12 protein-coding genes are annotated in these 13,257 nt (G+C 47.8%); 4 read left to right on the top strand and 8 right to left on the bottom strand.

Annotation, left to right across the window (positions count from 1 at the left end):
- The first annotated feature begins 17 nt into the window (after positions 1-17).
- Positions 18-899: a hypothetical protein gene (locus tag MHM95_RS17945; protein WP_239385934.1), complete on the top strand. Its 882-nt coding sequence runs from the start codon at positions 18-20 to the stop codon at positions 897-899.
- A 69-nt stretch (positions 900-968) separates the two neighbouring features.
- Positions 969-1,796, top strand: a complete 828-nt coding sequence (locus tag MHM95_RS17940) for an arylamine N-acetyltransferase (protein ID WP_239385933.1) — start codon at positions 969-971, stop codon at positions 1,794-1,796.
- Positions 1,797-1,813: 17 nt separating this feature from the next.
- On the opposite strand, the gene acnA is transcribed toward MHM95_RS17940, so the two are convergent.
- Complete coding sequence (acnA, locus tag MHM95_RS17935; RefSeq protein WP_239385932.1) at positions 1,814-4,552, bottom strand: aconitate hydratase AcnA; 2,739 nt, start codon at positions 4,550-4,552, stop codon at positions 1,814-1,816.
- Positions 4,553-4,694: 142 nt separating this feature from the next.
- On the bottom strand, positions 4,695-5,045 hold the full coding sequence (locus MHM95_RS17930) for an RNA-binding S4 domain-containing protein (protein WP_045979796.1): 351 nt from the start codon (positions 5,043-5,045) through the stop codon (positions 4,695-4,697).
- A 243-nt stretch (positions 5,046-5,288) separates the two neighbouring features.
- Here MHM95_RS17930 and MHM95_RS17925 point away from each other — a divergent pair, with 243 nt between their 5' ends.
- Entirely contained in the window at positions 5,289-5,591 is a 303-nt protein-coding gene (locus MHM95_RS17925) for a hypothetical protein (RefSeq protein WP_022944303.1), read from the top strand.
- 96 nt (positions 5,592-5,687) lie between these two features.
- A complete protein-coding gene (locus tag MHM95_RS17920; RefSeq protein ID WP_239385931.1) occupies positions 5,688-6,335 on the top strand; it encodes a hypothetical protein in 648 nt (215 codons plus the stop codon).
- Positions 6,336-6,343: 8 nt separating this feature from the next.
- On the opposite strand, the gene cysQ is transcribed toward MHM95_RS17920, so the two are convergent.
- The 6 genes from cysQ to cysG are packed head-to-tail and all read right to left on the bottom strand — an operon-like array spanning position 6,344 to position 13,240.
- The gene (gene cysQ / locus MHM95_RS17915) at positions 6,344-7,114 is read right to left on the bottom strand and encodes a 3'(2'),5'-bisphosphate nucleotidase CysQ (RefSeq protein WP_239385930.1); all 771 of its coding nucleotides are present in this window, start codon (positions 7,112-7,114) and stop codon (positions 6,344-6,346) included.
- 3 nt (positions 7,115-7,117) lie between these two features.
- Positions 7,118-7,714 (bottom strand): adenylyl-sulfate kinase, encoded by a 597-nt coding sequence (cysC, locus tag MHM95_RS17910; protein WP_022944300.1) that lies wholly within the window; start codon positions 7,712-7,714, stop codon positions 7,118-7,120.
- 15 nt (positions 7,715-7,729) lie between these two features.
- A complete protein-coding gene (locus tag MHM95_RS17905) occupies positions 7,730-9,448 on the bottom strand; it encodes an SLC13 family permease (protein ID WP_152441333.1) in 1,719 nt (572 codons plus the stop codon).
- A gap of 3 nt (positions 9,449-9,451) precedes the next feature.
- On the bottom strand, positions 9,452-10,873 hold the full coding sequence (gene cysN, locus MHM95_RS17900; RefSeq protein WP_151173562.1) for a sulfate adenylyltransferase subunit CysN: 1,422 nt from the start codon (positions 10,871-10,873) through the stop codon (positions 9,452-9,454).
- Complete coding sequence (gene cysD / locus MHM95_RS17895) at positions 10,873-11,772, bottom strand: sulfate adenylyltransferase subunit CysD (protein WP_045979801.1); 900 nt, start codon at positions 11,770-11,772, stop codon at positions 10,873-10,875. Before cysD ends, cysN begins: the two co-directional genes overlap by 1 nt.
- A gap of 46 nt (positions 11,773-11,818) precedes the next feature.
- Positions 11,819-13,240, bottom strand: a complete 1,422-nt coding sequence (cysG, locus tag MHM95_RS17890; protein ID WP_239385929.1) for a siroheme synthase CysG — start codon at positions 13,238-13,240, stop codon at positions 11,819-11,821.
- Between the last annotated feature and the right edge of the window lie 17 nt (positions 13,241-13,257).

The following is a 13,257-nucleotide window of genomic DNA, read 5'->3' as shown; positions in this document are numbered from 1 at the left end:
ACAGCTGTGTCGTGTAGATGAAAAGTGCAGTACCTATTTTATTAATCCTATTTTTGCTCTGTGGCAGCGCCAGTGCCAAGGCGGTGCGATATATCGAGCCCTTTTTTGGCGATGCGACCAGTGATAACAGTTTTCATATCCAAGTTCTCAAACGTGCACTGAGTTTGTCAGAGGCCAAGTTTGGTGCAATTTCTACGCAAGCAATAGATACACCTATGTTGCAAGGAAGGCAATTTCGCGCATTGGCGCGCGCCGATATTGACGTATTATGGTCGATGACGTCCCGTGCCCGTGAGCTTGAAGCCCGACCTATTCGTGTACCACTTACTATGGGGCTCATTGGCTATCGCGTCTTTGTTATTAAGCAGCGAGATCGCCATCGCTTTGCCACATTAACTAGCAAAGCACAACTACAGCAACTACTTGCGTTGCAAGGCCATGATTGGCCGGATACGGAAATTATGAGTAGTAATGGTTTTAAAGTGCGTGGCGTAAGTTGGCATCAAAGTATGTATAAATTACTGGCCGAAGATAAGTTTGATTATTTTCCTCGGGGCGTCCTTGAAATTGGCGCTGAGGGGGAAGGGTTAGCGGCCTATGCGCTGACTATAGACTCCAAATGGGTGCTTCATTACCCCGCCGCAAGCTATTTTTTTGTGCGTCATGAAGATGCCTCATTAGCGCAGCGCTTAGAGTATGGTCTGGTGGCCATGCTGCAAAGCGGCGAGCTAAAAGCTATGATTCTCAATAATCCACACCATATTAATGCGTTGCGTATGCTTAACTTCTCTGATCGCGAGTTTATTCGCTTGGATAATCCGCTCCTTCCCGATAGTACACCCACGCTGGATCCGAAATATTGGCTCACGCCACAAGAATTATCTGAATTAGTGTATTAAGCGCTTGACCTTAAGCTAGGTTCAGGTTTTACAGTTTTGCTATCACACTGATAGTAAAGGAACTTAAGCATGACCCCTATGAACCAATATCTACAGGCGCTAAGTGTTCGCAACTACGAGAATTCATTCGCGCAAGTTAACCAGTTGATCCGCTCTCATTTGCAGCAATTTGCCTTTAGCAGTATCAATTCGCTACTCGGTCGAACGCTGAGTTTAGCGCCTGATGATTTAACCGAAAGAGTGGTTATCAAGCGCCAAGGAGGCTACTGCTTCGAGCACAATAAGCTGATGTACACATTGCTACAGCTCTTGGGTTATGACGTTCGTCCAGTGATTGCAAGGGTCATGGTTAATGGTCGCAATGACAACCCCCGTTCCCATCGCTTAACCGTATTACGGTGGCAGCAAAAAACCTTTCTAGTTGATGTCGGCTTTGGCGTATTGACGCCGGCTGTAGCAATAGAGCTCGATAACACTGCTATACAGTCGGCCTTTGGGCGGCAGTATCGTGTAGAGGCGCGAGATGGTGAATATTTAGTATGGCAGGTTGCTCCCGAGCAAGTGTGCTTATATCAGGTTTCTTTGGCGAGATTTTACGAACAGGATTGTGAAGTCGCTCACTTTTATAGCCACCGGCATGATAAGGCGGCGTTCGTCAATAACCTGGTGGTGTCTCGTATTACCGCTGAGCAACGGTGGTTGTTGCGCAATGACAGCTTTACTCACTTTGAGCTACAACAAGGACGATGGCAACAACACCAGCAGGCTATACGCAGTGTTGATCATTTGCACTGTTTGCTGAGCAATCAACTGCAGGTCAATATTGGCTTGGCAGATTCACAGCTGCTTTTTCAGCGCTTTGTGAATAAAGTCGAGACAATAAAAAGCCGCGCATAATGCGCGGCTTGATACATTTAAGCAACCATCTGTCGCAGCACGTATTGCAAGATTCCACCGTGCTTGTAGTAATCCCACTCTTTGGGCGTGTCTATTCTTACATCGGCTTTAAACTCGGTTTTATTGCCATCCTCGTCGGTGGCTATAATCTCAAGTTCATCGGCTTTATCGAATAGGCCATTAATATCGAAGGTTTCTTTGCCGGTAAGCCCCAGCTCTTCGTGCCCTTCGCCTTCTTTAAATTGCAGGGGTAGCACGCCCATGCCGATTAGGTTCGAACGGTGTATACGCTCGTAGCTTTTTGCAATCACGGCTTTTATGCCTAGCAATAAAGAGCCCTTTGCAGCCCAGTCACGCGACGAGCCTGTGCCGTACTCTGCGCCAGCAAGCACGACCAATGGCGTGCCTTGCTCTTGGTACTGCATCGCGGCATCGTAAATACTGGCAATGTCATCCTCGGGTTGAGTGCGAGTAATTCCGCCCTCGGTGCCGGGGGCAAGCTGATTGCGCAGACGGACATTAGCGAAGGTGCCACGCATCATTACTTCGTGGTTACCGCGACGTGAGCCGTAGGAGTTAAAGTCGCCTTTAGCTACGCCATTTTCAAGTAAATACTGACCTGCGGGAGCATCGGCTTTGATGGCACCTGCTGGTGAGATATGGTCGGTGGTCACCGAATCGCCTAACTTGGCTAGACAGCGCGCACCCTCAATGGTTGGAATACCTGGGGCTTCCTTACTCATGTTGTCAAAGAAAGGCGCTTTACGAATATAGGTTGAGTCGTCACTCCACTCATAGCGTTTGGCCTCGGGTACCTTGATATTTCGCCAGCGCTCGTCGCCTTTGTAGACATCGGCATAGCTTTTCGCGAACATTTCTTTGGTAACCGTTGATTTCACCAGTTCCGCCACCTCACTAACCGATGGCCAAATATCTTTTAGATAGACATCTTCGCCATTGCTATCTTGCGTCAGTGGCTCGTTGTATACATCTATATCGGTGCGCCCGGCAATAGCATAAGCGACGACTAAGGGCGGCGAGGCCAAAAAGTTCATCTTCACATCTTGGTGAATACGACCCTCGAAATTGCGGTTACCGGAAAGAATCGAGCTTACCACGAGTTTGTGCTGAGAAACGGCTTCCTGAATTTCATCAGGTAGCGGGCCAGAGTTACCGATGCAGGTTGTACACCCGTAGCCTACTAGGTTAAAGCCAAGGGCTTCCAAGTCGTCCATTAATTCAGCCTTTTTCAGATAATCAGTGACCACCTGAGAGCCTGGCGCTAAAGACGTCTTCACCCAAGGCTTAACGTTTAGCCCCATCTCTTTGGCTTTTTTCGCTACCAAGCCCGCAGCAAGAATGACACTGGGGTTGGAGGTATTAGTACAACTAGTGATCGCGGCGATGACGCAGGCACCATCGTTTAACTCGAATTCTTCACCCTTGTAGTTTACTTTGGCAACACCGGTGACCTCAGGTTCAGTTTTAGACTGCTTCGGCTGGCCGCCTTCGGAAACGATGCGAGCTTCGTCTTCAACTTCCAATGCTTTCTTCTCTGCGCGTTCATCTTGAAAGCCGCGCAGGTGTTTGGTGATGGTGTCACCCGCCTCATTGAGCGGAATGCGGTCTTGTGGGCGTTTTGGCCCTGCTAAGCTGGGTACAACGTCACCTAAGTCGAGCTCCAAGGTGTCGGTGTACATGGGTTCGTCGCCTGGCTCTCGCCACATGCCTTGATGTTTGGCGTAAGACTCAATGAGTTCGATTTGCTCATCGCTGCGATTTGTGAGCTTAAGGTACTCTAGTGTTTCTTGGTCAATCGGGAAGATACCGCAGGTGGCGCCATACTCTGGTGCCATATTAGCGATAGTCGCGCGGTCAGCGAGCGGTAAATCTGCTAGGCCGTCACCGTAGAACTCCACAAATTTACCTACGACGCCTTTCTCTCTGAGCATCTGTGTCACTGTGAGTACTAAATCGGTTGCAGTGGTGCCCTCGGGTAGAGCGCCTTTGAGTTTGAAGCCAATCACTTGTGGGATCAGGAGACTTATTGGCTGGCCTAACATCGCTGCTTCGGCTTCGATACCGCCCACACCCCAACCTAATACACCTAGGCCATTAATCATGGTGGTGTGTGAATCGGTGCCCACGAGGCTATCGGGGTACGCTACGCGCTGGCCATTATCCTCTTTGGTAAACACTACGCGCGCTAAATATTCGAGGTTAACTTGGTGAACAATACCGGTTGCCGGTGGCACAACTTTCAAGTTATCAAAAGCAGTTTGTCCCCAACGTAAAAATTCATAGCGCTCTTTATTGCGCTCGTATTCAAGTTTGGCATTCAGATCAAAGGCACCGTCTTTACCATAGCTATCAACTTGGACCGAGTGATCAATGACTAACTCAGCCGGCGATAACGGGTTAATCTTGCTGGGGTCGCCACCTAATTGCTCCATGGCATCGCGCATGGCCGCTAAGTCGACGATAGCCGGTACACCAGTGAAGTCTTGCATCACTACCCGAGCGGGTGTGAACGCGACTTCTTTACTTGGCTTGGCACTAGGGTCCCAATCAAGCAGAGCTTGAATGTCGTCTTTGGTAATGTTTTCGCCATCTTCATGGCGTAGGAGGTTTTCGAGTAAAATTTTCAACGAAAATGGTAAACGTTTCGCAGCATTACCGAGCGGACGAAGAGAGTGGATATGATATTGCTCAGCATTAACAGTAAGCTGTTCAAGCGTTTTGAAGCTGTTGTTCATTGTGACCCCTTTTATTTTTCCATTATTCCTTCATGGGTAACGCAAGATGCGATCCAACATGAATAATGCCCTTGGTTATGACTAAATTTTAGTCATAAATTAGAAGTGGGGTAGAAAAGGATGTTTTCAAGGGGTCTTAGGGTTATCCAAAAGAAATAGGCTTGCGTCCGGTGCGCTCATCCCGTTGTGGCTTTTTGGCTTTTTGTTTTTTTGCAGGAGTGTGAGTTTTAGCTTCTGGATGGGGCTTAGGTTGTCGTTGCACCATATTTTCTGCCGCGCTTAGCGCAAATAGCTCGCCATTGAAATATAAGGTGTCTCCTGCACGCATTTTCTTGCGCTTTTGTGTGCAGACCTCTCCGTTAACACCTACGTAGCCGTCGGCGATAAGTAGTTTAGCATGGCCACCACCTTCAGCTAAGTCGAGCACTTTTAAGAGCTTACATAGCTCAATAGGCTCTTCCTCTAATTGCACTTCAATCATGTCGTCATTCATAGTTGAACCAAAGCGAATCGTTATTACGTACAGTATACCCGATAGGCTGCACCACAATGAGAAAATTTGCACTGAACTCATGCAAAATTTACCACTCTAACTGCTGTGACCTTCATGAAAGTGCCATTGAGGCCTATTAAAATAGCGCTTTGAGATTTTGGCGCAGTATTTGCTGGTAAGTGCCAGCCAAATATTTCAGGTAGGTGTAATGGCCCACCAACTTTAACAAATGGAGCTAAGAAAATGGGCGCAAGACAAGCTGTATTCGAAGAGCTTTTAAGTAGTAAATTTGCAGACCATTGCAGTGCAGAGCAAGTCCGTACATCGTTAACACGTGCTATTAAGGCTAATTCGCCACAACGTGAGTTGCTCTTCACTTTATTATCTCGTTTTAATGACAATCATAACCGCATTCTGTACCAAGGGCACAGTGGCGAAGCTGAGCTTACTTATTGCCACCATAAGCTGTTCAAAGAAGTGACTTATCACAAAGACAGCATCAATAAGTGGTTGGCGAATCACGGTGTAAACACAGTAAACCTTTAGCCACTACAATAATGAGTTTATATACGAGCAGCACCTTGTGCTGCTTTTTTAATTGCTGTAAATTAATTGATTACAAGTGTAATCAATTGGTGAGTAATGAAGGAATTATTACTATTTATCGGTATTTTCGTTTTGGCAGGCTGCCAAAGTGCTCACATTCATATAGTCGCGCCGAGTTTTGATAAGCAGCAAAAGCAGCAGCTAGCACAGCATTTTGCTGATCAAAACTTGAAGGTTAACTTTGCTCAAGGAGTGCTTGCCCCGAGCGAGTTCAATGAGGCAAGCATCACCATGAGCCCAACATTTGCTGACTTCAAGTTATTGGGCTTAGTAAAGGATGCGCTGCGCAGCGCAGGTTATTACAAGGTGGACGAACTGCGTTTCGCTCAGCAGCAACAGTTTTATTATGAAGGGCACATCGGTGTCTATTTATTGTTACCTAAAGAGCAAAGGTTGCCTTTATATGTGGAGAGCGAGGATTGCACCCCTTATCGCACGTTAATGCTAACGCCAGAGGGTCGATGGCAGCTTGATGATTTTGTCTCAAAACCTCTCGCTGGTACTTGGCGTCGCCAAGGTGACCGTGTGGTGTTAACTAGCGATAGCGGCGTTGATACCCACCTTCATTATGAGCGTACCACGCGGGTAACCTACCGGGGTGAGCGCCCGGCGCATGTACTTAAAGCGTTGCCAGGCACACAAGGTGCATTCAAGTGCACCTTTGTTGCTATTAATATGAATTAAAGACGATATTAGTCGTTTAATGCGCTAACGATGAAGTACGGATTAAGGTAGCTGTCTTTTTGGTTGTAGCGCAGTGGCTCACCTTCAATCGTTGTGACCCGGGCTCCGGCAATTGCGGCAACAGCGTGCCCGGCGCCGGTATCCCACTCCGATGTCGGCCCTAAACGTGGATATATATCAGCTTCTCCTTCGGCGACTAGGCATAGCTTGAGCGAACTGCCTTTAGCGACCATATCCACCTCATCGAACTGAGTAAGGTATTGCGCTAACTCCTCAGATGGGTGCGAGCGACTGCCGACCACTCTTATTAACCCTTGGTTTTGCTTTGCCGTCACTTTAAGTTCAATGCGCTCTTCGCCTTGTTGTTTAAAGGCGCCAATCTCTTTTGCAGCAAGATAGCTGACTCCCAGAGCGGGTGCATCAACGACACCCAGTACTGGCTCACCCTTGTCAATCAGCGCAATATTGACTGTAAACTCACCATTTTTCTTTATAAATTCTTTGGTCCCGTCGATAGGATCAACGAGCCAGTAACGTTGCCACTGCTGGCGCTGCTGCCATGAAATACCCGCGTTTTCTTCACTGAGAATGGGAAGCTCCGGAGTCAGTGCTTGAAGCCCTGCGACGATCACCTTGTGAGCCGCTAAATCGGCATCAGTGATCGGGCTTTTATCATCCTTATACTCCACGGCGAAATCTTTGTTATAGATTGTCATCGCAGCTTGGCCTGCGTCACGAGCAAGGTCGAGGATATTTTCTAGCAACTCTGGAGGGTTCATACTCTAGCCTATGATATTTCGGGTACGTAAATGGGCAATGAGCTGGGCGACACATGCTTGTACATCCAACTCAGCGGTATTTAGTGTGAGCTCGGGATGCTGCGGAATTTCATAATCGGAGTCAATGCCTGTAAAGTGGGCAATTTCTCCAGCACGGGCCTTTTTATATAAGCCTTTTGGATCGCGCTGTTCGCAGGTTGCCAATGGCGTATCAAGGTATACCTCAATAAACTCATGCTCTTGCACTAGGTTACGAACCATATCACGCTCAGCTTGAAAGGGAGAAATAAAGGCGGTCAGTACCAACAAACCCGCATCTACCATGAGTTTGGCACTTTCGCCGACACGGCGGATATTTTCCTTACGATCAGCATCGCTAAATCCTAAATCACCACACAAACCATGGCGAACATTATCACCATCCAGTAAGTAAGTATGATGACCTAAATGATAAAGCGCTGACTCTAAGGCTCCGGCGATGGTGCTTTTTCCTGAGCCTGAAAAGCCAGTAAACCAAATAATGCAACTTTTATGCTTGTTAAGCTGTTGGCGCTTGGCTTTATCGACACCATGGTGGTGCCACACAATGTTTTCGTCCATTTCTCGGTCTCGATATTAAAACGGAAAGACATAAGTAATGAGGCTGAGCACTACCACCGCATAGGCGATAGACATGATCACGCCTATGCGGGCAAAATCGGCAAAGCGATACTGCCCCGCATTCATTACAATCATATTAGTTTGATAACTATAAGGGCTTATAAATGCGGCACTAGCGCCATAAGCAACAGCCATGGCAAAGGGCATCAAATTCACCTCCAAGGAGCTGGCTAAGCCATAGGCCAATGGAAACATCAGCGCCGCAGCGGCATTATTGGTGATGAGCTCAGTCATCACCACGGTGATCACATACACCACTATAAGCGCGACAAACGGTGTGAGTGCGCTGTAGCCAGCCAACCATTGTTGTAAGGCTTGCTCTGCTCCGGAGCCACTGAAAGCGTGAGCTAAGCCCAGTGCTGAGGCAATAATAATGACTAACTCAAAAGGAAAGCGCCTTTTGAGCTCTTGACCATCAAGCACCTTAGTGGCTAAAAGCAAGGCAATAAACAGCAATAGCCCTTGCACCAAGGCAATCGTCCCCGTCGCCGCCAGGGCGATAACAGCGGCAAACCCTGCCAATAAAGTGGCTTCACTTTTACGGCCATAGGTTTTATCAACCTCATGTTCACTGACGAAGTAAAAGTTTTTATCCAGGTTGGAGCGATTATGAAAATCATGACCGACTGCGAGCATAAAGCGGTCGCCCGGGCGGATTGTCACTTCGCCAAGCTTACCGGAGAGGCGCTCACCATTGCGGTGAATAGCCACGACAGCGGCGTCGAACTTCGCACGAAAGCCCGTTGCTTTTAAGGTTCGTCCCACAAGCGTTGAGGTGTGTGTGACAATCACTTCTTGTAGGTTCGAGCTCAATAGTCCATTGCTGTCGGCAAATAAAGTTAAGCCCGGGATGCGCTGTAAGGCGGCGACGCTGTGCACATGACCGGTAAAAATAAGCTTATCGCCAGCCCGCACTTTATTCTCTGGCCGTACGGGGCTTATCAACCGTCGCTCGCGGACAATCTCAACCAGAAACAGGCCATCAAGATCTCGCAAGCCATTTTTTTCTATGGTTTTACCAATGAGTGGTGAGTCTGCATTGACCTTTGCTTCAAGGAGATACTCTTTGTGCTCACCTTCTACCCTTGGGTAGTTTGGCAGTAGTCGCCGACACAAAATCAGCACGGCTATTCCACTTAAGGTCACTGCGATACCTATGGGTAAAAAGCTAAACATGGCGAGGTTGAAGCCGTCATACTGCTGCGTAAAGCTATTCACAATGAGGTTTGTTGAGGTACCAATAAGCGTGGTCGTTCCTCCTAAAATGGCAGCATAGGATAGCGGGATAAGTAGCTTAGAAGGTGCGTGATACTTATTGCGAGTAAGGGGCCCCACCAATGAAGCGACTACGGCGGTGTTATTCAAAAAAGCCGAGGCGGCAGCGGTCACGGTGCTTACTTTAACAATACTGGCTCGCAATGATGGGCTGACGATACCTTTAGCAACGTGCTGTAACAGCGACGTGCGTTCCAAGGCGATAGACACCAACATCAACAACACCAGAGTGACTAAACCAGTATTAGTAAAGTTGCCAAGTAATGTTGGGGTATCAATATACCCCAACACATAGCAGCCTAATAATGCAGCGAAAAAGAGTGTTGCTGGGCGTACATGAGTCAGTACCAACCCGGCAAACAACGCGACTATAATTGCTGCATAAAAGACCACATCCATCGTTTATTTCAACTTGCTAATATCGATGGCTTGCCAATGCGGGAAGTGCTTACGTACTAAGGCATTGAACTCGATTTCAAAATCGCTGTACTGAGCGTTATGCTGAGACGTTTGAGCCGCTAGCACTTGCTCGACCATTCCCGCTCCCACGGTCAGGTTACTGAGACGATCAATAAGAATAAAGGCGCCGGTTTCGCGGTTATCACGATAAATATCGGCCATCATTGGCTCGGTTAACTCCAACGTGACGATGGCAATTTCGTTGAGCTGTAAGCTCTCAGCTTGACCCTTTTCTAGCGTGTTGACGTCAATGGTGTGGTCAATGCGTGACACCACCGCTGCGGTTTTTTTAGTACCTAGCTTGAAATTATAGGTTTTACCCAGCTCTAAGGGTTGCTCGTGCATCCATACCAATTTTGCTTGCAGTTGGTTGGTTGCTTGCGCACTCGAGTGCGCAGGCACAATGACATCCCCACGGCTTACGTCAATTTCATCGTTCAAAGTCATAGTGATAGCTTGACCTGCCTCAGCATGATCAAGGTGACCATTGAAAGTGACCAGCTCCTTGACGCTGGATATTTTACCTGAAGGCAACACTTTTACGGCATCACCAACTTTAAATTGTCCTGACGTAATGGTTCCTTGGAAGCCCCTAAAGTCAAGGTTCGGACGTACTACATATTGCACCGGTAACCGTGGCTCAAAGCCGTTATCGGTCGCTGCTGCAGGCGAGTCTTCTAACAGCTCTAGTAGCGGTTTGTCGGTGTAGTAAGGAGTATGCTCTGAGCGGGTAACCACGTTATCGCCTTTAAGCGCCGACATTGGTACGAACTTAATGTCTTTAACATTAAGTTGCTCAGCAAATTTTAAATAGTCCGCCTTAATTTTTTCATAAACAGTTTCATCAAAGTCGACAATATCCATTTTGTTAATCGCGACTACGAACTGTTCAATGCCTAGTGAGTCACAGATAAAGCTGTGGCGTTTGGTTTGCACTTGCACGCCATAGCGAGCATCAACCAGAATGACAGCAAGATCGCTGGTTGATGCACCCGTTACCATGTTGCGGGTGTACTGTTCATGCCCTGGAGTGTCGGCAATGATGAACTTACGCTTGGCGGTAGAGAAGTAACGATAGGCCACGTCAATGGTAATACCTTGCTCGCGCTCAGCTTGCAAGCCATCGACTAACAGCGCTAAATCAAGCTCTTCACCCGCATTCCCAACTTTCTCATTGTCTTTATGCAGTGCGGCTAACTGATCTTCATAGATTTGGTGACTATCATGTAGCAAACGACCAATTAAGGTTGATTTACCGTCATCGACACTGCCACAAGTTAATAAACGCAATAAACTTTTGTCTTGTTGACGTGCTAGATAGGCTTCGATGCCTAGCTCTTTGACTTCATTAGCAGTTGCTGACATTAGAAATACCCCTCACGCTTTTTCTTCTCCATAGACCCTGCTGAATCATGGTCAATGACCCGACCCTCACGCTCTGATGAGGTTGATAGCAGCATCTCCTCGATGATCCCCGTTAGTGAGTCAGCCGTCGACTCGACTGCTCCAGTCAGAGGGTAGCAGCCTAAGGTACGGAAACGGACCGACTTCATTTGTGGCTGTTCACCTTCATTAAGAGGCATACGTTCATCGTCCACCATGATTAGGGTGCCGTCACGTTCGACCACCGGACGCTCTTTTGCTAGGTACAGCGGCACAATCTCGATGTTTTCTTGGTAGATATATTGCCAAATATCCAGCTCGGTCCAATTTGAAAGTGGGAATACACGAATACTTTCACCTTGGTTTACTTCACCATTGAAAGTGCTCCATAGTTCTGGACGCTGGTTTTTTGGGTCCCATCTGTGATGCTTGTCGCGGAATGAATAAACTCGCTCTTTGGCACGCGATTTCTCTTCATCACGGCGAGCGCCACCGAAGGCGGCGTCGAACCCGTATTGATTCAAGGCTTGTTTCAAACCTTGAGTCTTCATTATGTCAGTGTGCTTGGCCGAACCGTGCTCAAAGGGGCTGATATTCATCGCCAAGCCCTCAGGGTTTTTATGCACTAGCAAGTCAAAGCCATATTCTTTGGCCATGCGATCGCGAAAGGCAATCATTTCCCGAAACTTCCAGTTGGTGTCTACATGCAGCAAAGGGAAGGGGATCTTGGCTGGATAAAACGCCTTACGTGCTAAATGGAGTAACACCGATGAGTCTTTACCAATGGAGTAAAGCATCACCGGGTTGTCAAACTCAGCCGCAACCTCGCGGATGATTTTGATACTTTCAGCCTCAAGTTGCTGAAGATGGGTTAAAGCCATAGCTTCCGTCCTACTAATTTCTAGATAAACCTGTTAATACCAAGGGTTAGGCCACATCAGTGAGAGGCTGAGCAAAACTGCTAGTTTGCGTTGTTTTACCGAACCACGCAAGTTGCTGATGTAGCGAAGCGACCTCGCCAATTATTAATAACGCTGGGGATTGAATCGCATGTGTTTCAATCAGTTCGCTGAGCTGCGCCAGCTGCCCGGTGATTACACGCTGCTCTTTGCGCGTGCCATTTTCTACTATCGCCACAGGAGTAGTAGCACTGCGCCCATGAGCCAGCAGCTGGCTTTGAATATGCGGTGACTTAATCACACCCATATAGATAGCCAAAGTTTGATTGGGTTTAGCCAAAGAGGGCCAATCCAGTTCTTGACCATCTTTTTTGCAGTGTCCGGTGACAAATTGGATGGCCTGAGCATGGTCGCGATGTGTCAGCGGGATGCCCGCATAGGCGCTGCACCCTGCTGCTGCAGTGATACCAGGTACAATTTGGTAGCTTACACCGTGACTGGCTAGCACCTGTACTTCCTCACCACCACGACCATAAATAAAGGGGTCACCGCCCTTAATGCGGCAGACCTTCTTACCTTGTTGTGCCAACTCAACGAGCAGCTCATTAGTGCGCTCTTGTGGCACACTGTGGTCGCCAGCGCGTTTGCCCACGCATATGAGCTCAGCGTCGCGCCGCACAAGCTCCATAATTTCATCTGATACCAAGTAGTCATATACCACCACATCGGCTTGCTGCATCAATTGCAGGGCTTTGAGGGTCAATAACTCAGGATCGCCAGGGCCTGCGCCAACTACAAATACTTCGCCTTGAGGTGGTAGGTTGTCATCAAGCATGGTGGTAAGCTCGTCACTGGCTTGTTCGATATTGCCTTTTTGCACGGTGCTTACGACATTGGAATCAAACACCCGTTCCCAAAATTGACGGCGATCATCAAAGCTTGTAAAACGTTGCTTTACTTGTTTTCGGAAACTACCTACTAATTTGGCCAATGCGCCTATATGCTGAGGAATTAGCGTTTCCAACTTTTCCCGTAGTCGGCGAGCCAATACCGGCGCAGTTCCTGCACTGGAAATGGCAATGGTGATTGGATCTCTATCCACGATAGAGGGAAAAATAAACCGGCATTTAGGTTGATCGTCGACAACATTAACGAAAATATTATGCTGTTCAGCGGCTTCGAATACTTGGGTATTTACGGTATCGTTATCAGTAGCAGCAATAATCAACATATAGCCAAGCACTTGCTCTGGCTGAAAATAAGCTCTTTGCAACGTTAATTTTTGCTGCTTTGCAAGGGCTTCAAGTTCAGCGCAAAACTCAGGTGCAATAACCGTAACTTTAGCGCGTGCTTTGAGGAAAGCTTGTGACTTACGCAGTGCGACCTCGCCGCCGCCGATCACGAGTACCGGCTTGTCATCAAGTTTTGTAAAAATGGGTAAATATTGCACCGCACACCACCTAATTT

It is taken from the genome of Pseudoalteromonas sp. CnMc7-15, from assembly GCF_022347925.1.
Lineage (GTDB): Bacteria > Pseudomonadota > Gammaproteobacteria > Enterobacterales > Alteromonadaceae > Pseudoalteromonas > Pseudoalteromonas ruthenica.
This window is presented reverse-complemented; position numbering and strand designations above follow the sequence as displayed.